At 72.3% G+C, this 20,974-nt stretch carries 20 protein-coding genes; 14 read left to right on the forward strand and 6 right to left on the reverse strand.

Annotated elements, in window-relative coordinates:
- Positions 1-177: 177 nt before the first annotated feature.
- The 8 genes from PV963_RS24780 to PV963_RS24815 all read left to right on the forward strand — a co-directional run bounded on the left by PV963_RS24780 (position 178) and on the right by PV963_RS24815 (position 8,695).
- Positions 178-1,179, forward strand: coding sequence for an alpha/beta hydrolase (locus PV963_RS24780; protein WP_274817945.1), 1,002 nt, complete (start codon positions 178-180; stop codon positions 1,177-1,179).
- Entirely contained in the window at positions 1,172-2,404 is a 1,233-nt protein-coding gene (locus PV963_RS24785; protein WP_274817946.1) for an acyltransferase family protein, read from the forward strand. The genes PV963_RS24780 and PV963_RS24785 overlap by 8 nt, the downstream gene beginning before the upstream one ends.
- The gene (locus PV963_RS24790) at positions 2,397-3,785 is read left to right on the forward strand and encodes a sensor histidine kinase (RefSeq protein WP_274817947.1); all 1,389 of its coding nucleotides are present in this window, start codon (positions 2,397-2,399) and stop codon (positions 3,783-3,785) included. Before PV963_RS24785 ends, PV963_RS24790 begins: the two co-directional genes overlap by 8 nt.
- Complete coding sequence (locus PV963_RS24795; protein WP_274817948.1) at positions 3,782-4,465, forward strand: response regulator; 684 nt, start codon at positions 3,782-3,784, stop codon at positions 4,463-4,465. Before PV963_RS24790 ends, PV963_RS24795 begins: the two co-directional genes overlap by 4 nt.
- Positions 4,466-4,585: 120 nt before the next feature.
- Complete coding sequence (locus PV963_RS24800; protein WP_274822109.1) at positions 4,586-5,899, forward strand: sensor histidine kinase; 1,314 nt, start codon at positions 4,586-4,588, stop codon at positions 5,897-5,899.
- Positions 5,896-6,561: a response regulator gene (locus tag PV963_RS24805; RefSeq protein ID WP_274817949.1), complete on the forward strand. Its 666-nt coding sequence runs from the start codon at positions 5,896-5,898 to the stop codon at positions 6,559-6,561. Before PV963_RS24800 ends, PV963_RS24805 begins: the two co-directional genes overlap by 4 nt.
- 223 nt (positions 6,562-6,784) lie before the next feature.
- Positions 6,785-8,005 carry a cytochrome P450 gene (locus PV963_RS24810; protein WP_274817950.1) on the forward strand — a complete coding sequence of 407 codons (1,221 nt, stop codon included), beginning with the start codon at positions 6,785-6,787 and terminating at the stop codon, positions 8,003-8,005.
- A gap of 87 nt (positions 8,006-8,092) precedes the next feature.
- Positions 8,093-8,695 (forward strand): Uma2 family endonuclease, encoded by a 603-nt coding sequence (locus PV963_RS24815; protein WP_274817951.1) that lies wholly within the window; start codon positions 8,093-8,095, stop codon positions 8,693-8,695.
- On the opposite strand, the gene PV963_RS24820 is transcribed toward PV963_RS24815, so the two are convergent.
- The gene (locus PV963_RS24820) at positions 8,696-10,294 is read right to left on the reverse strand and encodes an ABC transporter permease (RefSeq protein ID WP_274817952.1); all 1,599 of its coding nucleotides are present in this window, start codon (positions 10,292-10,294) and stop codon (positions 8,696-8,698) included.
- Positions 10,291-11,187 (reverse strand): ABC transporter ATP-binding protein, encoded by an 897-nt coding sequence (locus PV963_RS24825; protein ID WP_274817953.1) that lies wholly within the window; start codon positions 11,185-11,187, stop codon positions 10,291-10,293. Before PV963_RS24825 ends, PV963_RS24820 begins: the two co-directional genes overlap by 4 nt.
- Positions 11,188-11,260: 73 nt before the next feature.
- Between PV963_RS24825 and PV963_RS24830 the strand changes: the two genes are divergently transcribed.
- Positions 11,261-11,758, forward strand: a complete 498-nt coding sequence (locus PV963_RS24830; protein WP_274817954.1) for a GbsR/MarR family transcriptional regulator — start codon at positions 11,261-11,263, stop codon at positions 11,756-11,758.
- Positions 11,759-11,772: 14 nt separating this feature from the next.
- Here PV963_RS24830 and PV963_RS24835 read toward each other — a convergent pair whose 3' ends face one another.
- Entirely contained in the window at positions 11,773-12,636 is an 864-nt protein-coding gene (locus PV963_RS24835) for a diacylglycerol kinase family protein (RefSeq protein ID WP_274817955.1), read from the reverse strand.
- Between the two features lie 185 nt (positions 12,637-12,821).
- On the opposite strand from PV963_RS24835, the gene PV963_RS24840 reads away from it, so the two are divergent.
- Together PV963_RS24840 and PV963_RS24845 are read left to right on the forward strand one after the other, a co-directional pair.
- Positions 12,822-14,105, forward strand: coding sequence for an adenylosuccinate synthase (locus PV963_RS24840; protein ID WP_274817956.1), 1,284 nt, complete (start codon positions 12,822-12,824; stop codon positions 14,103-14,105).
- Between the two features lie 191 nt (positions 14,106-14,296).
- Positions 14,297-14,587 (forward strand): DUF3303 family protein, encoded by a 291-nt coding sequence (locus PV963_RS24845; RefSeq protein WP_274817957.1) that lies wholly within the window; start codon positions 14,297-14,299, stop codon positions 14,585-14,587.
- A 3-nt stretch (positions 14,588-14,590) separates the two neighbouring features.
- Here PV963_RS24845 and PV963_RS24850 read toward each other — a convergent pair whose 3' ends face one another.
- The 3 genes from PV963_RS24850 to PV963_RS24860 all read right to left on the reverse strand — a co-directional run bounded on the left by PV963_RS24850 (position 14,591) and on the right by PV963_RS24860 (position 17,560).
- Positions 14,591-15,241 (reverse strand): hypothetical protein, encoded by a 651-nt coding sequence (locus PV963_RS24850; RefSeq protein WP_274817958.1) that lies wholly within the window; start codon positions 15,239-15,241, stop codon positions 14,591-14,593.
- Between the two features lie 123 nt (positions 15,242-15,364).
- On the reverse strand, positions 15,365-16,066 hold the full coding sequence (locus PV963_RS24855; RefSeq protein WP_274822110.1) for a GntR family transcriptional regulator: 702 nt from the start codon (positions 16,064-16,066) through the stop codon (positions 15,365-15,367).
- Between the two features lie 138 nt (positions 16,067-16,204).
- Positions 16,205-17,560 (reverse strand): aspartate aminotransferase family protein, encoded by a 1,356-nt coding sequence (locus PV963_RS24860; RefSeq protein WP_274817959.1) that lies wholly within the window; start codon positions 17,558-17,560, stop codon positions 16,205-16,207.
- A gap of 174 nt (positions 17,561-17,734) precedes the next feature.
- On the opposite strand from PV963_RS24860, the gene PV963_RS24865 reads away from it, so the two are divergent.
- The 3 genes from PV963_RS24865 (at position 17,735) to PV963_RS24875 (ending at position 20,884) form a co-directional block, all read left to right on the forward strand.
- On the forward strand, positions 17,735-18,352 hold the full coding sequence (locus PV963_RS24865; RefSeq protein WP_274817960.1) for a type 1 glutamine amidotransferase family protein: 618 nt from the start codon (positions 17,735-17,737) through the stop codon (positions 18,350-18,352).
- Complete coding sequence (locus tag PV963_RS24870; protein ID WP_274817961.1) at positions 18,349-18,816, forward strand: MarR family winged helix-turn-helix transcriptional regulator; 468 nt, start codon at positions 18,349-18,351, stop codon at positions 18,814-18,816. Before PV963_RS24865 ends, PV963_RS24870 begins: the two co-directional genes overlap by 4 nt.
- A gap of 79 nt (positions 18,817-18,895) precedes the next feature.
- Positions 18,896-20,884: a serine/threonine-protein kinase gene (locus tag PV963_RS24875; RefSeq protein ID WP_274817962.1), complete on the forward strand. Its 1,989-nt coding sequence runs from the start codon at positions 18,896-18,898 to the stop codon at positions 20,882-20,884.
- The last annotated feature ends 90 nt before the right edge of the window (positions 20,885-20,974 follow it).

Raw genomic sequence — 20,974 nt, forward strand, 5'->3', positions numbered from 1 at the left:
AGCGGCCCTGCTTGGGTGCCCGTAGGTGTGGTCCCCGGTCATCCCGTAGGTCGTACCCGTAGTACCTGAGAGCCAGGCCGCAGGTGAGCTCCGCGGTGTGACGCGGACGACGCGTTCCGCTCCGTAACTTCCCTTCCACGCGGACCCGATGGCCGGGTGCGCTGGAGGGGGACGACCATGGGGTGGGCAGCGAAGTACCGCCGTGCCGACGGCGGTCGGCGCCGCGGCGGCCGATGGCGTCGAGCCGTGCTCGCCGCCCTCATCACCGGTGCGGTGGTGTTCCCTCTCTCCGCGGCGGGACGCCCGGAGGTCCCCGCGCCCGCACCCGCCTTGCTCGCTCCGCTCAGCGCGTCGACGCTCGACGAGGCGTACGCGGCCAACCGTGCCAACGCCGCCGAAGCGACCCGGACGGCCGCTGCCCACCAGGACCGGGACCGTGCCGCGACCGACCGTGCCCTGGCCGCCCCGGCCCGGCGTCTCCTCCGCTTCGACGGCCGCGGCTCCGGCCGGGTGACGGAAGTCCTGGGCGACCTCGCCCGCGCCGACCGCATCGCCGTCCTGGTCCCCGGCTCCGACACGAGTCTCGACACCTACGGCCGGTTCCACGCGGCCGCCGCCGCCCTGCACGTGCAGCTCCTCCGGCAGGCCCCCGCGGGCACGCGCACGGCGGTCGTGGCCTGGCTGGGCTACGAGACGCCGGGCACGGTCAGCGCGACGGTCACGACGACCGGCAGGGCGGAGCAGGCGGCCCCGCACCTGCGCGCGCTCGTCACCGACCTGCGCGCCATAGCGGGCGGCGGACCGCGCATCGCGCTGCTGTGCCACTCGTACGGCTCGGTCGTCTGCGGCCGTGCCGCCGCCGGGCTCGCCGTCGATGACATCGCGCTGGTCGGCAGCCCGGGCACGGGCGCGGACTCCGTGGCCGCCCTGCGCACTCGGGCCCGCGTCTGGGCGGCCCGCGGCGGCGACGACTGGGTGGAGAACGTCCCGCACCTCAGCGCGGACCTGTTCGGCACCACCGTCGGCTTCGGCACCGACCCCGTCTCCCCGGCCTTCGGCGCCCGGGTCTTCGCGGCCGGCGACGGCGGCCACAGCGATTACTTCAGCCCCGGCTCGACCTCCCTGACCAACCTGACCCGGATCGTCCTGGGCGAGACCAAGGCGGTGACTCATGACTGACGTCGGAGTACGGGGTGCCCGAGATGCAGTGCGAGGTGTCCGGCATGCCGTGCGCCGTGGCGCCGAACGCGTCGGTGCGGCCACCCCGGCCGGCCGCGACCGGGCCGTGGACGCCCTGCGCGCCGCCGCGGTCCTCGGCGTCGTCCTCGGGCACTGGCTGGTCACGGCCCTGGTCGCCGACAGCGGCACCCTGCGCACGGCGAGCCCCCTCCAGCACATGCCCTGGTTGACGCCCGTCTCCTGGCTGTTCCAGACGCTCGCCGTGTTCTTCCTGGTCGGCGGGCATGTCGCCACCCGCGGCCTGGCCTCGGCCCGGGCCCGTGGCATCCCGTACCACCGCTGGCTGACGGCCCGTCTGTCCCGGCTGTTCACACCGGTCGCCGCCGTCCTCACCCTGTGGACGGTCGCCGCGCTCGCCCTGCTGCTGTCGGGCGCCGAGTTCGGTACGGTCCGGACGTTGGTGAAGCTGGCCCTGTCCCCGCTGTGGTTCCTCGTGGTGTTCGCGGCCCTGACGGCGGCGACCCCGCTGCTGACCCGGCTCCACCCGCTCTGGCCGCTGGCCGTCGTACTCCACGTGGACCTGCTGCGCTTCGGCCTCGGCGGCCCCTCCTGGCTGGGCTGGGTGAACGTGGCCGCGGGCTGGCTGGTGCCCTACACACTGGGGGCGGCCTGGACCCGGGGCGAGCTGGAGCGCCGCCGCGCGGGCTGGATCCTGGTCGCCGGCGGTGCGGCGGCGACCACGGGGCTCGTCGCGTGGGCGGGCTATCCGGCGTCGATGGTCGGGGTCCCGGGGGAGGGCATGTCCAACCTGGACCCGCCGACGCTGGCCGTCGTCACCTTCGGGCTGGCCCAGTGCGGTCTCGCCCTGCTGCTGCGCGAGCGGCTGCGGCGGGCGATGCGCCGACCGGTGGCGTGGGCGGCGGTGGCGCTGGTCAACCTCTCCGCGATGACCGTCTTCCTGTGGCACCAGACGGCCCTGATGGCCACGACGGCCACCGGCCTCCTCGCGGGCCGGCTCCCCGGCCTGCACACGCTGCCCGACAGCCTCGGCTGGGTCGGGGCCCGGCTGCTCTGGCTGCCCGTGTTCGCCCTGGCCCTCGCCGCCTGCTGGGCCGCCTTCCGGTTCTTCGAGCAGGGCGCGGGCGGCCGGGGCCGCAGGTCGCGGGTGGTGCGGGCGCATCGTCCGTCCGACCGGGGGACGGCGGTGGAGGCGCGCCATGTCTAGGCTGGGGCGCGTGACGGACACGGGGGTGGGCCGCGCGCATCGAGCGCGCGTCGGGGGCTGGCTGCGGGTGCTGCGCGAGGACCTGTGGACCTTCCGGGCGGATCCGCTGCCGCCCTCCGTGTGGTTGCGCTGGTTTCCGCACGGCTCGCTGTGCCTGGTTGCGTTCGGGGTCACCTTTGGCGCGGTGGCGCAGCTCGTCGACAACGGCGGGGTGGGCCCGCAGATCGCCTTCCTGCTCGGGCTGGCGCAGGGCGGTGCCGTGGTGCTCGCGCTGTGGCGGCCCGTCCCGGCGTGGTGGCTCTCGACGGCGACCATGGTGGGGGGCGCCCTCGAGGTGCGCCGCCAACTGCTGGCAGGCGGCGCCCACGACTTCACCTGGCCCTGGACGTCGGCGGGGATCATCGGACACATGGCGGTGTTGCTGCTGCTCGCCCTGCGCGTGCGTACCCGGGTGTCCGCGGAGGCGCTCGCGCTGACCGTGCTCCTCACCTACGTCGTACAAGGACTGCTGGGCGCGGCCGGCTATCAGCCCACCGGGGTCCTCGCGGTCACCCTGTTCGCCGTCGTCGTGGTCGTCGGCACCGCCCTGCGCGGCCGCCGCGAGGCCCGCGCGGAGCTCGTCGAGCAGACCACGCTCACCGCCGAGGAGCGCACCCGGCGCACCCTGCTGGAGGAGCGCAGCCGCATCGCGCGGGAGCTGCACGACGTGGTGGCCCACCACATGTCCGTCATCTCCATCCAGGCTCAGGTCGCCCCGCACCTGGTCGAGAACCCGCCCGACGAACTCAAGGAGAACCTCGCGGGCATCCGGCAGAACGCCCTGGAGGCGCTGACCGAGCTGCGCCGGGTGCTGGGCGTGCTGCGCTCGGAGCACCCCGGGCCGGGGGAGCCCGCCGGCCCGGACGGCGACACCGCCGGCCACGCCCCGCAGCCCACCCTCGACCGGCTCGACGCGCTGGTGGAGAACACCCGGGCCGCCGGCCGCGAGGTCATCACCGAGATCAACGGTGAGCGGCGGCCGCTGCCGCCCGGCGTGGAGCTGTCCGCGTACCGGATCGTGCAGGAGGCGTTGAGCAACGTCCTGCGGCACGCGCCCGGCGCGAGAGCCACGGTCCGTCTCACGTATCAGCCGGACGGGCTGGAGGTGGAGGTCGTCAACGGCCGGCCGACCGGGCCCGCGCCGCCGTCGACGGGAGCGGGGCACGGACTGCTCGGCATGCGGGAGCGGGTCGCGATGCTCGGCGGCACCATGACGGCGCACCCGTGGCACTGGGACGGCTTCAAGGTCACCGCGTTCCTCCCGGACACCCCGCCCGCCGACGCCCCGGGCACCGCCCGTTCCACCGACCGCACCACCGATCCCCGGGGAGGGACCCCATGACGAGCAGCTCCGGCCGACCCATCCGGGTTCTCATCGTCGACGACCAGGCGATGGTCCGGCAGGGCTTCACCGTGCTGCTCGGCACCCAGCCCGACATAGAGGTCGTCGGCGAGGCGAAGGACGGGGAGGGCGGCATCGAGAAGGCCGCCGAGACCGCCCCGGACGTCGTCCTCATGGACATCCGCATGCCCGGGATCGGCGGCATCGAGGCCACCGAGCGCATCACCACCGCGAACCCGGACATCAGGGTGCTGGTGCTCACCACCTTCGACCTCGACGAGTACGTGTACGACGCGCTGCGCGCCGGAGCCTCCGGGTTCCTGCTGAAGGACGCGTCGTCGGAGCAGCTCGCCGAGGCGGTCCGGGTGATCGCGGCCGGCGACGCGCTGCTCGCCCCGGTCATCACCCGCAAGCTGATCGCCGAGTTCTCCCGGCTGGACGGCCGGCCCCGCGCCCCGCTCAAGGAGCGGATCGGTGACCTGACCGAGCGGGAGACGGAGGTGCTCGCCCTGATCGCGCAGGGCCTGTCGAACGCGGAGATCTCCAAGCACCTGTTCGTCGCCGAGCAGACGGTGAAGACGCACGTCGGCCGGATCCTGGTGAAGCTGGGCCTGAGGGACCGGACACAGGCGGCGGTGTTCGCCTACGAGTCGGGGCTGGTGCGCCCGTCGGGGTACTGAGGCCGGGCCCCCGGGGACCCGTAGTACCTGAGAGGGACGCCGGGGAACCCCTCTCACTGGGGACGACCGCGACCCGGGGGTGCGCATACCGTTCTGTACGTGACCGAGACGACTCACCAGATGACGCCGCCGGGGGACGGGGCCAAGCCGCGCAGCCCCGAGTACCGGGTGGCCGTGGACTCCCTGCGCGGGCTGCGGCAGGACCTCATCCACGACGCGTTCGCCTACCGGCCGCTGCCGCGCAGGAGCCCGGACGGGCGGATCGTCCGGCAGTTGCCCGGCCGCCTCCGGGAGTACGCGACCTGGACGCCGCACGCCCTGATAGCCATGGCGGCCCTGTTCACCCTGATCCTCTCCGGCGTCGACACCGACGGCGAGGTGCTGCTGGTCGCGCCGCTGACCGTGCTTCCGGTCCTGCTGACCATGATCCGGCCGGTCGGAGCGTTCTGGGCGTCCATGGCCTGCACTCCGCTGGCCGCCGTGTTCGGCAGCAATGGCGAATGGCCGTGGGCCCCCGGCAGCTTCGCCTGCCATCTGACCGTGCTGACGGTCGTGGCCATACGCACCAGGCCGCGCGCGGCCGGCTGGATGTGGGCGCTGACGGCGCTGTACGCCCTGATCGCGGACAGCGGCATCGGCCCGACCTACCTGTACGGCACCAACTCCGCCCCCATGCTGGTCTTCTCGGCCATGATCCTGCTCTGCGTCACCGTCTGGCACATCCGTCGCCACGCGGAGCAGGAGGTCACCGCCCAGCAGACGGTCACCGCGCACGAGCGCTCCCGCCGCACCCTGCTGGAGGAGCGCACGACGATCGCCCGCGAGCTGCACGACGTGGTCGCCCACCACATGTCGGTGGTCGCCATCCAGGCGGAGGCCGCGCCCTACCGGGTGGAGAACCCGCCGCCGGAGCTGGAGAAGGCCTTCGCCACGATCCGGGAGAACGCGGTGGCGGCCCTGACCGAGCTGCGCCGCGTCCTGGGCGTCGTCCGCGCCGAGGACTACGAGGCCCCGGACGCCCCGCAGCCCACGCTCGCCGACCTGGACGGGCTGCTGGCCAATGTGCGGGAGGCCGGACTGGGCGTCGAGAAGGTGGTGACCGGTGCGGTGCGCGAGCTGCCGCAGGGCGTGGAGCTGTCGGCGTACCGGATCGTGCAGGAGGCCCTGAGCAACACCCTGCGGCACGCGCCGGGTGCGAGCGCCCGCGTCGAGATCGGGTACGTTCTCGGGGGCCTGGGCCTGCGCATAGTCAACGGCCCGCCGCCGAACCCCGGCCTGATCAAGCCCTCGCCGGGCGCCGGGCACGGCATCACGGGCATGCGGGAGCGCGTGACGATGCTGAACGGCGAGATGACGGCGGGCCGGACGGACGACGGAGGCTACGAGGTGGCGGTGTTCCTGCCGGTCGCCCTGCCGGACGAGGATGACGCATGACCATTCGCGTGCTGATCGCGGACGACCAGATGATGGTGCGCGAGGGCTTCTCGGTCCTGCTGAACGCGATGCCGGACATGGAGGTCGTCGGCGAGGCGGTGAACGGCCGGGAGGCCGTCGCGAAGGTCCGCGAACTCGCCCCGGACGTCGTGCTGATGGACATCCGCATGCCCGAGCTGAACGGCATAGAGGCGACCCGCGAGATCGTCGCCGCCGACGGCGCGGCGAAGGTGCTGGTGCTCACCACCTTCGACCTCGACGAGTACGTCTACCAGGCGCTGCGCGCGGGAGCCTCCGGCTTCCTCCTCAAGGACGCCTCGGCCCGCCAGCTCGCCGACGGGGTGCGGATCGTGGCCGACGGTGAGGCCCTCCTGGCCCCCTCGGTGACCAGGCGCCTGATCACCGAGTTCTCCAAGCTCTCCGAGACCCCGCGCCTCATGCCCTCCGCGCAGGCGGCGTACGGCGACCTCACCGACCGGGAGACGGAGGTGCTGGTCCTCATCGCACAGGGCCTGTCGAACGCGGAGATCGCCGAGCGGCTGGTGGTCGCCGAGTCGACGATCAAGACGCATGTCAGCCGGATCCTGGTGAAGCTGGGGCTCAGGGACCGGACGCAGGCGGCGGTGTTCGCCTACGAGGCGCGGCTGGTGACGCCCGGCTAGCCGGGGACGCCGCCCCGCAGGCCCTCGGGCCCGGGGGCGACGGGCCGGATCAGTCCAGCTGCATCGGCACGCAGTCGCTCACGTACGACTTGTCGACCCAGCCGGTGGTGCCCTCGGCCAGCCCGCACGCACAGCTTAACGATCTTGATCTGGATGGCTGACCCCGCCTGTCCTGCCGGAACACCCCTGGTCAGATGGGCGGATGTGGGGCTAGCGTCCGTCCATGGCAGCTGCTTTTGACCTCGCGTTCGACCCGTGGGACTCGGCGTTCCTCGCCGACCCGTACCCCGCCTACGCCGAGCTGCGTGCCCGGGGCCGTGTGCACCACTACGAGCCCACGAACCAGTGGCTCGTCCCGCACCACGTGGACGTCTCGGCGCTGCTGCGGGACCGGCGTCTGGGCCGGACGTACCAGCACCGGTTCACGCACGAGGAGTTCGGCCGCACCGCGCCCCCGCCGGAGCAGGAGCCGTTCCACACGCTCAACGACCACGGGATGCTCGACCTGGAGCCGCCGGACCACACCCGGATCCGGCGCCTGGTGTCGAAGGCGTTCACGCCGCGCACGGTGGAGCGGCTGAAGCCGTATGTGCGGGGCCTGGCGGACGAGCTCGCCTCGGCCCTGGTCGAAGAAGGTGGCGGCGACCTGCTGAAGGACGTAGCCGAGCCCCTCCCGGTGGCGGTGATCGCCGAGATGCTCGGCATCCCGGAGTCCGACCGGGCACCGCTGCGTCCCTGGTCGGCGGACATCTGCGGGATGTACGAGCTGAACCCGTCCGAGGAGACGGCGGCGAAGGCGGTCAGGGCGTCGGTGGAGTTCTCCGACTACCTGCGCGAACTGATCGCGGCCCGCCGCGAGGAGCCGGGCGAGGACCTCGTCTCGGGCCTGATCGCGGCCCACGACGAGGGCGACCGCCTCACCGAGCAGGAGATGATCTCGACGGCGGTCCTCCTCCTCAACGCCGGCCACGAGGCCACGGTGAACGCCACGGTCAACGGCTGGTACGCCCTGTTCCGCAACCCGGCCCAGCTGGAGCTGCTGCGCGCGGACCACACGCTCATCCCCTCCGCCGTGGAGGAACTGATGCGCTACGACACCCCGCTCCAGCTCTTCGAGCGCTGGGTCCTGGACGACATCGAACTCGCCGGCACGACGATCCCGCGCGGCGCGGAAGTCGCCCTGCTCTTCGGCTCCGCCAACCACGACCCGACGGTGTTCGAGAACCCGTCCGCCCTGGACCTGACCCGCGCCGACAACCCCCACGTCTCGTTCAGCGCCGGCATCCACTACTGCATCGGCGCACCCCTGGCCCGCATCGAACTGGCCGCGTCGATGGGGGCGCTGCTGGAGAGGGCACCGACGCTGCGACTGGCCGCCGAGCCGGTCCGCAAGCCGAACTTCGTGATCAGGGGGTTGGAGGGGCTGGCCGTCGAGGTGGGCTGATCACCCGATCGGATGATCAGGAAGCGTACCGACCCGTTGTCCGAGCGGGCCTCGCCACACTGGCCACAACCTGAGAGGGGGTGCACCATGACGGTTATGGCAGAGCGCGGCTTGCAGACGCCCCAGATGTCGGTCGAGGAGTTCGAGAGGATCGCTGCCTTCGCGGCCAAGGAGACCGACGACGCCGTCAGGTTGGAGTTCATCAACGGACGGATCGGGGTCAAGAAGGTGGCCGACGGGGACCACGACACCATTGTCGTGTGGCTGAGCAAGCGCTGCATGCAGGTTCGGCCCGACCTCGATCTTTACCAGGGACGGGGTCTGCACGTGGAGAAGTACCGCGAGGGCCGGGCCCGCCCCGACGCGGTGCTCGTGCCCGAGGAACACTTCGCGGGGCACGGCGAATGGGCCGATCCGAGCGGGGTGCTCCTGGTTCTCGAAGTCACGTCGCACGACTCCGACACGGATCAGCGCGACCGCCAGGACAAGCCTGTCGCATATGGCGCCGCCGGCATTCCCTTCTATCTGCTGATCGACCGGGACGCCTGCGCGGTCAAGCTCTACAGCGATCCGGACCCGGGCGTCGGTTACGGCAACTGCCGCACCGTGCCCTTCGGAGCCACCCTGCTGCTCCCCGATCCCCTCGGCATCGAACTCGACACCGAGAAGCTCAAGCAGTACGTCGACTGATCACGTGGTCATGTCCCGCCTGCACAACCCCGCAAGCCCCCCTGCAGCCAGCACCGCCGCCAGCCCGGTCAGGACCCCCACCGGCCCCCACTCCATGGATCCTCCCGGCAACTTCGGCAGATGCCCGAACGGCGAGAGATCCAGCACCACCTGCGGCACATCCAGCGCAGGCCCGACCCAGCCGATCAGCAGCACCGCACCGGCCACGCCCCATGCCGCCACGGCCCCCCGGGGCAGTACACCGTGCAGCAGCACCGCCACCCCGCCGATCACCCACACCGCGGGAAGCTGCACCAGGCACGCCCCCAGGATCGGGCCGGTCTCCTTGCCGTAGCCGGCGGCCAGGCCGAGGCCGGCCAGGAGCATGATGAGCGCCGAGCCGCCGAAGGCGATCACCAGGTGGCCCGCGGCCCACCGCAGGCGCCCGACCGCGTTCGCCAGGACCGGTTCCGCCCGGCCCGAGGTCTCCTCGCCGTGCAGGCGGAGCACCGACGCCACGATGTACAGCGCGGCGACCAGGCCGAGCATGCCGACCATCGACGCCAGGAACGCGTCCGTCAGGCCGGACCGGCCGCCCATCCGCTCGAAGATCCGCCGGGCGTTGTCGTTGTCGCCGACCAGGTCGGCCGCGCCCTCGGTCATGCCGCCGTAGACGACCCCGGCGAGGAGGAACCCGATGCTCCAGCCCAGCACGCTGCCCCGCTGCAACCGCCAGGCCAGCGCGCCCGCACTGCCCAGGCGGCCGGTCGCCGGGCCCGGCCGGGTGGGCAGGAAGCTCATGCCGAGGTCCCGGCGGCCGACCAGCCCGTACGCCACCGCGCCCTGGAGGAGGACCGCACCGGCGAGCAGCGCCAGTACCCACCAGCGTTCGTCCGCGTACGGCCGCAGGTTCTCCAGCCAGCCGAGCGGCGACAGCCAGGTCAGCACCGACGAACCGTCGTCCGTCGCCGAGTCGCCCGCCGCGCGCAGCACGAACGCGGCGCCCAGCACCGCCGCCGTCAGACCACGGGCCAGCCGCGCGCTCTCCGTCAGCTGGGCGACGATCGCCGCCATCGTGGCGAAGACCATGCCGACCCCGGCGATGCCGAGGCCGAGGGCCAGTGCCCCGGCCGCCCCCTGTCCGGCCAGGCCGGCCGTCAGCAGCAGCGCCAGCACCCCGTTCGCGACCGCCGCCGCCAGCAGGGCCGCCGTCAGGGAGGCCCGGCGGCCCACCATCCCGGACGCCACCAGCTCCTGACGGCCGCTCTCCTCCTCGTCCCGGGTGTGCCGTACGACGACCAGCAGGCTCGTCACGGCCGCCAGGGCGCCCGCGTAGACGCCGGCCCGCCAGGCCGTCAGCGCGCCCAGCGAGTCGCCGAAGACCGGGCCGACCATCGCGCGCAGCGAGGAGTTGGTCTCCATCTGCCGGATCAGGTCGGCGCGTTCGGCCGGGGTGCCGTAGAGGCCCTCCAGCGTGCCCGGCATGGAGAGGACCATCAGGGCGTTCACCGCGATCCACACCGGGATCATCAGCCGGTCCCGGCGCAGGGCGAACCGCAGCAGCGTGCCCGTCCCGGCCAGCTGGCGTGAGCTGCCGGGCCTCACCGCGAGGGCCGTCATCGGGTAGCCGCCTCGTCCTGGTAGTGCCGCAGGAACAGTTCCTCCAGCGTCGGCGGCGTCGACGTCAGCGACCGTACGCCCGACTCGCTCAGGGACCTCAGGACGGCGTCCAGCCCGTCGGTGTCGACCTGGAGCCGGACCCGGCGCCCCTGCACGTCGAGGTCGTGGACGCCGGGCAGGTTCGCCAGCCCGTCGGGGGAGGCCGCGAGTTCGGCCGTCACGCTCGTCCGGGTCAGATGGCGCAGGTCGGCGAGCGAACCCGACTCGACCGTGCGGCCCTTGCGGATGATGCTCACCCGGTCGCACAGCTCCTCGACCTCGCTCAGGATGTGGGAGGAGAGCAGGATCGTGCGGCCCCGGTCGCGATCCTCGGCCACACAGCGCTGGAAGACCTCCTCCATCAGCGGGTCCAGGCCCGAGGTCGGCTCGTCCAGGATCAGCAGGTCGACGTCCGAGGCGAACGCGGCGACCAGGGCGACCTTCTGCCGGTTGCCCTTGGAGTACGTGCGGCCCTTCTTGGTCGGGTCGAGTTCGAACCGCTCGATCAGCTCCGCGCGGCGCCTGGGGTCCAGCCCACCGCGCAGCCTGCCGTACAGGTCGATGACCTCGCCGCCGGAGAGGTTGCGCCACAGCGTCACGTCCCCGGGGACGTAGGCGATACGGCGGTGCACCTCCACCGCGTCCGACCAGGGGTCGTGGCCGAGCACCTGTGCGGCGCCCGAGTCGGCGCGCAGCAGACCGAGCAGGACCCGGATGGTGGTGGACTTGCCCGAGCCGTTGGGGCCGAGGAAGCCGTGGACCTCGCCGGAGGCGACCTCCAGGTCGAGCCCGTCCAGCGCGTGGGTCCGCCCGAAGGACTTGTGCAGTCCGGAGACGGTGATGGCCTTCGTCATGCTTCAGAACGTACGCTTCCTTCAGAAACTTGTGAAGTTAAGGAAGCGTATAAATCGCCGATAGGATGGGCGCATGACGGAATCAGCCGGGGCGGACCGGAACGCGCAGGCCGTGTCGCGGTTCGTCGAGTCCTTCGCGGCGCAGCTCGTCGAGGCCGGGATGCCGCGGATGCCCGCCCGGGTCTTCGCCGCTCTCCTCTCCTCGGACGAGGGCTCGATGACCTCCGCCGGACTGGGGGAACAGCTGCGCATCAGCCCCGCGGCGGTGTCCGGGGCGGTGCGCTACCTGGCCCAGACGCACATGGTCTCGCGCGAACGGGAGCCCGGCTCCCGCCGGGAGCGCTACCGGGTGCACGGCGACCAGTGGTACGAGGCGCTGACCAACCGCGACGCCGTCCTCAAGCGCTGGGAGGCGGCCCTGCGCGAGGGCGTCACCAGCCTCGGCGCCGACACCCCGGCCGGCCGCCGCATGTCCGAGACGCTCGCCTTCTTCGAGTTCCTGGAGAGTGAACTCGCGGAGCTGATGGAGCGCTGGCGCGTGCACCGGGAGAAGGCGTTCGGGCAGGAATGACGCGCGGGTGCGGTTCACGGCGCCGCCGGCACCGTCAGCCCCCAGGCCCCCTCCCGGACCACCCACGTCCGGGTCCGTACCGGCCCCGACACCACCGTGTCCGCCCGGTAGCGGAAGTGGGCCCCCGACACCGTCACCGTCCGGCCCTCCGCGAGCAGGGGTGAGGCCTCGGCGCCCACCGACACCGGGCGGACCTCCACCGACGCCACACCGGAGGCCGAGGGCGACACCGACACCGCCTCGACCGGCTGGTTCAGGTCGACGAGGGTTTCGCCGTCGACCTCGACCCGCAGCCGGGAGGGGCCGGGCTCGGGAGCGGAGGCGAGCCGGGACGGGCGGGAGGCCGGGACCAGGGTGCGTATCAGGGACTGGCAGGTCCGCAGCCAGGGGCGGCCCGGCTCGGCCTCGGGGTCCGGTTCCTCGGGGTCGGTGCGCACCGGCGGTATCCGCAGTGCGCCGAGCACCACCCCGTCGCTGTCGTCGACCATCAGGTCCATCCGCCGCTCGACCCCGTCGAGCACCGCCCGCGCCGCCGCCACCGTCCCCGTCGGCACCCCCAGCGACCGGGCCAGGGACAGCACACCCCCGACCGGCACGACCGACAGCGCACATCCGGCCAGCTCCCGATGCCGGTGCAAAAGCGACACCGCGCGGATCAGGGCCCGGTCGTCACCGACCACGACCGGGCGCCGCGAGCCCCGCCGGGCCAGCGCCCGGGCGAACTCCTCCGGCCCCTCCGGCAGGCACAGCTTCACGGCCGCACCCGCTCCGAGCACGTCTTTCGCGATCCGTACGGACTCGCCGTCGGACCGACGGGCGACCGGGTCGATGACCACCAGCAGCTGCTCGGACGTCGCGGAAGTCGCCACCTCGGCCATGCCTCGCTTCCTCGGGTAGCATCTTTGTGCAAGAGCCCCTTGCGCTATTGCGCCAGGGGCTTCGTCTATTCCGGGGCATCCGGTCCGACGGTTGGCGGCCAACGGCGGTCGCGGTGCACGCGGCGGAGATCCTCCGCGTTCGCCCTCGACCATGGACATGCCCCGCCCGGAAGGGGTGTACGCGCGTGCCCGCACTTGTGCTGCTCGGTGCTCAGTGGGGTGACGAAGGCAAGGGAAAGGCCACCGACCTGCTCGGTGGCTCGGTGGATTATGTAGTGCGCTACCAGGGCGGCAACAACGCCGGCCACACCGTGGTCGTGGGCGACCAGAAGTATGCCCTCCACCTCCTCCCTTCCGGAATCCTGTCCCCCGGCTGCACGCCGGTCATCGGTAACGGTGTCGTCGTCGACCCGTCGGTCCTGCTCTCCGAGCTGAGCGGTCTGAACGAGCGTGGTGTCGACACCTCCAAGCTCCTCCTCAGCGGAAACGCGCACATCATCACGCCGTACAACGTCACGGTCGACAAGGTGACGGAGCGTTTCCTCGGCAAGCGGAAGATCGGCACGACCGGACGCGGCATCGGGCCGACCTACGCCGACAAGATCAACCGCGTCGGCATCCGCGTGCAGGACCTGTACGACGAGTCGATCCTCACGCAGAAGGTCGAGGCGGCCCTCGACGTCAAGAACCAGATCCTCACCAAGCTCTACAACCGGCGCGCGATCGCCGTCGACCAGGTCGTCGAGGAGCTGCTGGGCTACGCCGACAAGCTCGCGCCGTACGTCGCCGACACCGTCCTGGTCATCAACCAGGCGCTGGAGGAGGACAAGGTCGTCCTGTTCGAGGGCGGTCAGGGCACGCTCCTCGACATCGACCACGGCACGTATCCGTTCGTCACCTCCTCGAACCCGACCGCGGGCGGCGCCTGCACGGGCGCGGGTGTGGGCCCGACGAAGATCAGCCGCGTCATCGGCATCCTCAAGGCCTACACGACCCGCGTCGGCGCGGGCCCGTTCCCGACGGAGCTGTTCGACGAGGACGGCGAGGCCCTGCGCCGCATCGGTGGCGAGCGCGGTGTCACCACCGGCCGTGACCGCCGCTGCGGTTGGTTCGACGCGGTGATCGCCCGCTACGCGACCCGGGTGAACGGCCTGACCGACTTCTTCCTCACCAAGCTCGACGTCCTCACCGGCTGGGAACAGATCCCGGTCTGCGTGGCGTACGAGATCGACGGCAGGCGCGTCGAGGAGCTCCCGTACTCCCAGACCGACTTCCACCACGCCAAGCCGGTCTACGAGATGCTGCCGGGCTGGAGCGAGGACATCAGCAAGGCCAAGTCCTTCGCCGACCTGCCGAAGAACGCCCAGAGCTACGTCAAGGCGCTGGAGGAGATGTCCGGCGCCCCGATCTCCGCGATCGGCGTGGGCCCGGGCCGGGACGAGACGATCGAGATCAAGTCGTTCCTGTAGCCGGACCGAGCGGCATACACCCTGCGTCCCGGCGACCCTCGTGGTCGCCGGGACGTTCCGCTGTCTGCTCCTGATGGAGCAATCAAGGGGCTTATAGGGCAAATCGGGCCATACGCTGAGCTTGCGATTAGCAGCAGACACCACCCCGACGAGACAGACACCACCCCGACGAGACAGAGGAAGTGAGTGCTATGCGCGTGATGCTCAAGGCGACGCTGGACACGGAAAAGGGCAACGAGGCGATCCGGGGCGGCAAGATGCCGCAGCTCATGCAGGAGGCCGTGGAGAAGCTCAGGCCGGAGGCGGCCTACTTCGGCCCCGAGGGCGGTCGCAGGACCTGCTTCATGGTCTTCGACATGCAGGACAGCTCCCAGATGCCTCCCGCGCTGGAGCCGTTCTTCACCGGCCTCAACGCCGAGGTCGAGGTGTTCCCGGTCATGAACAGCGACGACCTGCAAAAGGGGCTGTCCCAGCTGCGCTGACGCTCAGCTGAAGACGATCATCGACCCCTGGGCCAGACTCCGTGTCACGGCCGCGTGCAGGCCGAGCCAGACGTGGCGCTCCCTGGCGAAGGGGCTGGGATCGTAGGGGGCCGGGACCGCGGGTTCCTCCAGTTCTGTGGGCACGAGCGGCGGTTGGGGCGGCGCCGGCGGATTGGCCGGGTCGATGCCGATGGCCGGCGCGACCAGCTCCAGCTCCCGCAGCAGGGCGTGGGAGGAGCCCAGCGGACCGCCGCCCGCGAGGAGCTCGTCGTCGGCGAGCGGGCTGGGGAAGTCGACGGGGACGTACGCGCCCGCGTGGTCGTAGTGCCAGACGAGGTGCGACTGCTGGGCCGTCGACTCGAACATCTCCAGCAACTGCTCGTAGTCGCCGCCGAGTTCGTCCACGGGCGTCACCGGCAGCCCGCACACCTGGAGCAGATAGGCGCGGCGCAGGAAGTGCAGCGCGTCGTAGTCGAAGCCCGCCACCGGGGCGACGTCGCCCGACAGGCCCGGCATGTACTGGTACACCGGCACCGGCGGCAGCCCGGCCTCGGCGAGCACCTTGTTGTATTGCGCGAGTTCCTCGGCGAACGGGTTGTCCGGCGTGTGGCACAACACGTCGACGAGCGGTACCAGCCACAGGTCACAGGCCAAAGAAGGCTCCTCGCTCAGCTCGTTGGTCGGGTGGCGCGGTGGTCAGGGAAGGGTATCGGTGCGGCACGAAAAGCGGCTCCTGCCGTGCATGTCCCATACCCATACGAACACAAGCGACGCGGGTCATCCTGAGGCGAGGCGCTCGATCAGGGCGATGGAGTGGGCGTTGTAGCCGGCGATGATCGACCGGGCGGTGTCGTTGTCGCGGGCGATCAGGGCGTCGACCAGTTCGGTGTGACCGGCCCACAGCTCGCCGCGCAGGTCGGTGAGCCGGCGCAGGTACTGCACCGCGCAGACCCAGCTCTGAACGCGCAGCCGGTTCAGGAAGTCGGCGAGGTAGGGGTTGCCGAAACAGGCGCCGAGCTCGCGCCAGAAGCGCAGGTCGTAGCCGATGAGGACGGTGAGATCACCGGCGGCGGCGGCCCGCTGCGCCTCCTCGCCGCGCCTGCGGACCCCGGCGACGACGGCGGCGGCCCGGGGGTCGTCGGGCCGCACGGCGCCGGGGTGCCCCTCGCTCAGCGCGAGGAACATCCCCTCGATGACCAGGCCGCGGGCCTCGATCATGCCGCGGAAGTCCTCGACCGAGTACTCGTGGACGCGGAAGCCGCGGTGCTGGTCGGCGTCGAGGAGCCCCTGCGCGGAGAGGTCGACCAGCGCCTCGCGGACCGGAGTGGCGGACACCCCGTACTGCTCGGCGATCTCCTTGACCGTGAACTCCTGCCCCGGCTGGAGCCGTCCCGCCAGCACCTCGTCACGAAGCGCGTCGGCGATCTGCTGTCGCAGGGTGCTGCGCGTCACGGCGCCGTTGCCGGAGCTGCGGGGCATGGTCAGAGCGTCTCCCTCGTCGCGTTCGGGGGCGTGCACGTCTATGTCTACGGGCACGCCACCTTACGCGTTCGGACGAGGGGCGAGATGGTCGGCTACTGACGGGTTGTGGTCGGCTACTGGCGGGATGACGGCTGTTTACTCCGTGTATTCGTCCGCCACCGAGAGCGCAGCGTCCAGGGCCGCGAGCCCCTCCTTCAGCTCCGCCTCGGTGATGTTGCAGGGCGGCACCACATGCGTCCGGTTCATGTTCACGAACGGCCACAGCCCTCCCGCCTTCGCGGCGGCGGCGAAGGCGGCCATCGGCGCGTTCGCCTCCCCGGCCGCGTTGTAGGGCACCAGCGGTTCCCGCGTCTGCCGGTTCCGGACCAGCTCCAGCGCCCAGAACATGCCGACGCCGCGCACCTCGCCGACGCTCGGGTGCCGCGCGGCCAGCTCACGCAGTTCCGGCCCGAGGACGGACGCGCCCAGCCGGGCCGCGTTCTCCACGACGCCCTCCTGCGCCATGACGTTGATCGTCGCGACGGCCGCGGCGCACGCCAGCGGATGCCCGGAGTAGGTCAGACCACCGGGGTAGGGACGCTTCCCGAAGGTCTGAGCGATCGCGCCGGAGATCGCGACACCGCCCAGCGGCACATACCCGCTGTTCACGCCCTTGGCGAAGGTCAGCAGGTCGGGCGTGACGTCGAACAGGTCCGCCGCGAACCACTCACCGGTCCGCCCGAACCCGGCCATGACCTCGTCCAGGACGAAGACGATCCCGTACTTGTCGCACAGCTCCCGCACCCCGGCGAGATAGCCGGGCGGCGGGACCATGATTCCGGCCGTCCCCGGGATCGTCTCCAGGATGATCGCCGCGACGGTCGCGGGCCCCTCGAAGGCGATCGTGGTCTCCAGGTGCTCCAGTGCCCGCGCGCACTCCTGCTCCTCGGTCTCCGCGTAGAAGCGGGAGCGGTAGAGGTAGGGCGCCCAGAAGTGCACGACCCCGGCCGTGCCGCTGTCGGAGGCCCAGCGGCGCGGGTCGCCGGTGATGTTGACGGCCTGCTGCGTACCGCCGTGGTACGAGCGGTACGCCGAGAGCACCTTCGGGCGGCCCGTGTGCAGCCGGGCCATCCGGATCGCGTGCTCGACGGCGTCGGCGCCGCCGTTGGTGAAGAATATCTTGTTCAGGTCGCCCGGGGTCCGCTCGGCGATCAGCCGGGCCGCCTCCGACCGCGCCTCGACCGCGAACGCGGGCGCGAAGGTCGTCATCGTCGCCGCCTGCTCCTGGATCGCGGCGACGACCGCGGGGTGCTGGTAGCCGATGTTCGTGAAGACGAGCCCGCTGGAGAAGTCGAGGTAGCGCCGGCCGTCGTAGTCCCAGAAGTAAGACCCCTCCGCCCCGGCGACGGCGAGCGGGTCGATGAGCTCCTGAGCGGACCAGGAGTGGAACACGTGGTCACGGTCGGCGGCCTTGACGGCGGCACCGGCTTCGGGGTTCGGCTGAGGGGTCATGCGGGCGAGCGTAGGTGCGGGGGAGAGGGCGGTGAAATCGGCGGCCTGTCTGCCGTCGGCGGCATTCCGCGACAGGTTGTACAGGTGAGGCGTCGGATGTTGACAGGGTGCTGTCTAAGTGTCAGGATGCTGTCATAGCCACTTCGGGTGGGAGCTCGGGTTTCAGGAGGAGCCATGAACGCCATCGCAGACCGCAAGCCCGTCCATCTCGCCGTCTACGACACCCTCGCCGACTGGGAGACGGGCCACGCCACGGCCCATCTCGCCCGCGCCGGACACCGGATCCGCACCGTCGGCCCGTCCACGGAGCCGGTCACCAGCATCGGCGGACTGCGCATCCAGCCCGACACGGCCCTGGACGAGGTGCGGCCCGAGGACAGCTCCCTGCTGATCCTCCCGGGCGCCGACCTCTGGGACACGGGTGACGACCTGGCGCCCTTCGCCCGCAAGGCCCGGGCGTTCCTGGCGGCGGGCGTGCCGGTCGCCGCGATCTGCGGGGCCACCGCCGGGCTCGCCCGGGAGGGCCTGCTCGACGACCGGTCCCACACCAGCGCGGTCTCCTTCTACCTGGCCGCGACCGGCTACGCGGGCGGCGAGCGCTACGTCGAGGCCGACGCCGTCACCGACGGAAACCTCGTCACCGCGGGCCCGACCGAGCCCGTCGCCTTCGCCCGGGAGATCTTCCGGCTGCTCGGTGTGTACGAGGGCGAGGTGCTCGACGCCTGGTACCGGCTGTTCCACGACTCCGACGCGGCGGCGTACGCCGTGCTGGAGAAGGCCGGGGCGGCATGAGCCGGGAGCGTCAGGACCTGCTCAGCCGCAGCGCCCTCGGGGTGTTCCGGCTGAACGGCCAGTTCCTCGCCGTCGCGGAGGAACTGGCCCGGCCGGCCGGGCTCACCGCCGCCTGGTGGCAGGTGCTCGGCGCGGTCCTCGGCGAGCCGCTGCCCGTCTCCGGCATCGCCCGCGCCATGGGCATCACGCGGCAGAGCGTGCAGCGCATCGCCGACCTGCTGGTGGAGCGCGGGCTCGCCGAGTACCGGCCGAACCCCGCGCACCGCCGCGCCAAGCTCCTCGCGCCGACCGAGCAGGGGCGTGCGGCGATCGCCCGCATCGACCCCGGGCACGCGGCGTTCGCCGACCGGCTGGCCGAGGCGTTCGGGGAGGCGGAGCTGGCGGAGGCGGTGCGGGTGCTGGAACGGCTGTCGAAGGTGCTCGACCAGGAGGGGCTGCCCGTCCCGCCTGTTACGGAACCGTAGACATCGCCCAGGTCACCCCGCCCGGGCCCCGCACTATTCTCGATCCGTTGCTCACGTGTGGGGGGAAGGCGGCTGAGCGATGGAGAAGCTGGGGCCCGGGGATCCGCAGCATATTGGTGCTTATCGGCTGCTGGCGCGGCTCGGTGCGGGTGGCATGGGGCACGTGTATCTGGCCCGCTCGGAGCGGGGTCGTACGGTCGCCGTGAAACTCGTGCGCGGGGAGCTGGCCGCGCAGGAGGAATTCCGCGAGCGGTTCCGGCAGGAGGTGCAGGCCGCGCGGCGGGTCGGCGGGTACTGGACGGCGCCGGTGCTGGACGCGGACACCGAGGCGGCGGTGCCGTGGGTGGCCACCGGGTACGTCGCCGGGCCGAGCCTGCAGCAGGTCGTCGGACACGACCACGGCGCCCTGCCCGAGCGGACGGTCCGCATCCTCGCGGCCGGGCTCGCGCACGCGCTGAAGGACATCCACGCCGCGGGCATCGTCCACCGCGACCTCAAGCCGTCCAACGTCCTGGTCACCATCGACGGCCCGCGCGTCATCGACTTCGGTATCGCCCGGGCCCTGCAGACCGTGACGGACGTCGGGCTCACCCGCACCGGCGCGCTCGTCGGATCGCCCGGGTTCATGGCGCCCGAGCAGGTGCGGGGCGCCCGCATCACCCCGGCGTGCGACGTCTTCTGCCTCGGCTCGGTCCTCGCCTACGCCGCCACCGGCGCCCTGCCCTTCGGCACCGCCAACAGCGGCGTGCACGCCCTGATGTTCCGCATCGCCCAGGAGGAACCGGACCTGGAGGGCGTCCCCGAGGGCATCGCCGACCTGGTCCGTGACTGCCTGCGCAAGGACCCCGCCGCACGCCCGTCCCTCGACCGCATCCTGGAGCGCACCGGAGCGGACGACACCGTCTCCGACGGCCGCGCCGTCGACCCCTGGCTGCCGAGCGCCCTGGTCGCCCAACTCGGGCGGCACGCGGTGCGGTTGCTGGACGCGGAGGATCCGGAAGGGGAGGCCGCAGGGGAGCGGGCCGGTGGCGCCGGCCTCCCGGACCTCCCTGTGGAGCAGCGGGGTTCCGGTCCTGACGAGAGCCCCGGCCCCGACCCGACACCCGAGCACGCCCCCGCCGCCGACGAATCGTCCCCGGGCCCCGCGCTGCCCCCGGCCCCCGCGACGGCGCCCGCCGCGCCCCCCGGCCCGCCCCCGCCGGGCCGCCCGGGCGAGGGCCCGCCGCTGAACCATCTGCCCACCATGGTCGTCGGCCCGAGCACCGCCCCGGCGCCCCAGCAGGCCCCGGGCGCCCCGTCCCACCCGCAGGCACCTCCGCCCCCGTACCCGGCGTACGGCTACCCCCAGCAGCACCCCCACCCCGGCGCCCCGGGCGCCGCCCCGCCGTACCACCCCGCCTACGGCGGTCTCGGCTCCACCCCGCCCTACGGCCCGCCGCCGTACGGCACGAGCCCGCCCTACGGCACGACCCCGCCCTACGGTCCACAGGAGCCGGCACGGAGAAACGGCCGTTCCACCGCACTGCTCGTCGTGATCGCCCTGGTCGTCGCGCTGGCCGCGGGCGGCTCGGTGTACGCGCTGATGCAGGGCGGCGACGGCGACCGGGCCGGCGGCGACCCCACCCCCACGCAGAGCACCGGCGCGCCCCCGACCACGCCGGGCCCGTCCCCGACGACCTCGGCGCCGGACACCTCCGCCTCTCCGACGGACGGCTCGATTCCGACGGCGTACCTGGGCACCTGGACCACGACCATCGACAACGCCGACGGCCGGCACACCCGTCGGCTGACCATCCAGCAGGGCGAGCCCGGCGACACGGTCCTGTCCCTCGTGGCCGACGGCCCCACGAAGGGGGGCGGCAGCTACCACTGCGTCTTCGAGGGCGAACTGACCGACGCCCCCGATGCCGACGGCCCGGTGAGGATCGGCCCGTCCACCGTGACCGTCGGGCAGCCGCGCACCGCCTGCACCCCGGGCGCCGCCACCGAGATCACCGTCCTTTCGGACGGCACGCTCCAGCGCGTGAACTCAAGCAGCGGGGAGCGGCTGACGTACACGAGGCAGTGACCGGAGGCGACGACCGAGCTTCCCCCCGCCCTCTTGTCGAGACTTGGCGTGTCCACAACCATGTTGCGGAGTCGGCCGGCACCCCAGCCC

The sequence above is a fragment of the Streptomyces coeruleorubidus genome (assembly GCF_028885415.1).
Classification (GTDB): Bacteria; Actinomycetota; Actinomycetes; order Streptomycetales; family Streptomycetaceae; genus Streptomyces; species Streptomyces coeruleorubidus_A.

What these genes read in the sequence shown, in the direction of transcription:
- PV963_RS24810 (WP_274817950.1), top strand. Translation starts at nt 6,785, where the DNA reads ATGGCAGCTGCTTTTGACCTCGCGTTCGACCCGTGGGACTCGGCGTTC.
- PV963_RS24860 (WP_274817959.1), bottom strand. Translation starts at nt 17,560, where the DNA reads ATGACCCCTCAGCCGAACCCCGAAGCCGGTGCCGCCGTCAAGGCCGCC.
- PV963_RS24870 (WP_274817961.1), top strand. Translation starts at nt 18,349, where the DNA reads ATGAGCCGGGAGCGTCAGGACCTGCTCAGCCGCAGCGCCCTCGGGGTG.
- PV963_RS24790 (WP_274817947.1), top strand. Translation starts at nt 2,397, where the DNA reads ATGTCTAGGCTGGGGCGCGTGACGGACACGGGGGTGGGCCGCGCGCAT.
- PV963_RS24780 (WP_274817945.1), top strand. Translation starts at nt 178, where the DNA reads ATGGGGTGGGCAGCGAAGTACCGCCGTGCCGACGGCGGTCGGCGCCGC.
- PV963_RS24845 (WP_274817957.1), top strand. Translation starts at nt 14,297, where the DNA reads ATGCGCGTGATGCTCAAGGCGACGCTGGACACGGAAAAGGGCAACGAG.
- PV963_RS24815 (WP_274817951.1), top strand. Translation starts at nt 8,093, where the DNA reads ATGACGGTTATGGCAGAGCGCGGCTTGCAGACGCCCCAGATGTCGGTC.
- PV963_RS24785 (WP_274817946.1), top strand. Translation starts at nt 1,172, where the DNA reads ATGACTGACGTCGGAGTACGGGGTGCCCGAGATGCAGTGCGAGGTGTC.
- PV963_RS24830 (WP_274817954.1), top strand. Translation starts at nt 11,261, where the DNA reads ATGACGGAATCAGCCGGGGCGGACCGGAACGCGCAGGCCGTGTCGCGG.
- PV963_RS24825 (WP_274817953.1), bottom strand. Translation starts at nt 11,187, where the DNA reads ATGACGAAGGCCATCACCGTCTCCGGACTGCACAAGTCCTTCGGGCGG.
- PV963_RS24795 (WP_274817948.1), top strand. Translation starts at nt 3,782, where the DNA reads ATGACGAGCAGCTCCGGCCGACCCATCCGGGTTCTCATCGTCGACGAC.
- PV963_RS24855 (WP_274822110.1), bottom strand. Translation starts at nt 16,066, where the DNA reads ATGCCCCGCAGCTCCGGCAACGGCGCCGTGACGCGCAGCACCCTGCGA.
- PV963_RS24820 (WP_274817952.1), bottom strand. Translation starts at nt 10,294, where the DNA reads ATGACGGCCCTCGCGGTGAGGCCCGGCAGCTCACGCCAGCTGGCCGGG.
- PV963_RS24800 (WP_274822109.1), top strand. Translation starts at nt 4,586, where the DNA reads ATGACGCCGCCGGGGGACGGGGCCAAGCCGCGCAGCCCCGAGTACCGG.
- PV963_RS24875 (WP_274817962.1), top strand. Translation starts at nt 18,896, where the DNA reads ATGGAGAAGCTGGGGCCCGGGGATCCGCAGCATATTGGTGCTTATCGG.
- PV963_RS24865 (WP_274817960.1), top strand. Translation starts at nt 17,735, where the DNA reads ATGAACGCCATCGCAGACCGCAAGCCCGTCCATCTCGCCGTCTACGAC.
- PV963_RS24805 (WP_274817949.1), top strand. Translation starts at nt 5,896, where the DNA reads ATGACCATTCGCGTGCTGATCGCGGACGACCAGATGATGGTGCGCGAG.
- PV963_RS24835 (WP_274817955.1), bottom strand. Translation starts at nt 12,636, where the DNA reads ATGGCCGAGGTGGCGACTTCCGCGACGTCCGAGCAGCTGCTGGTGGTC.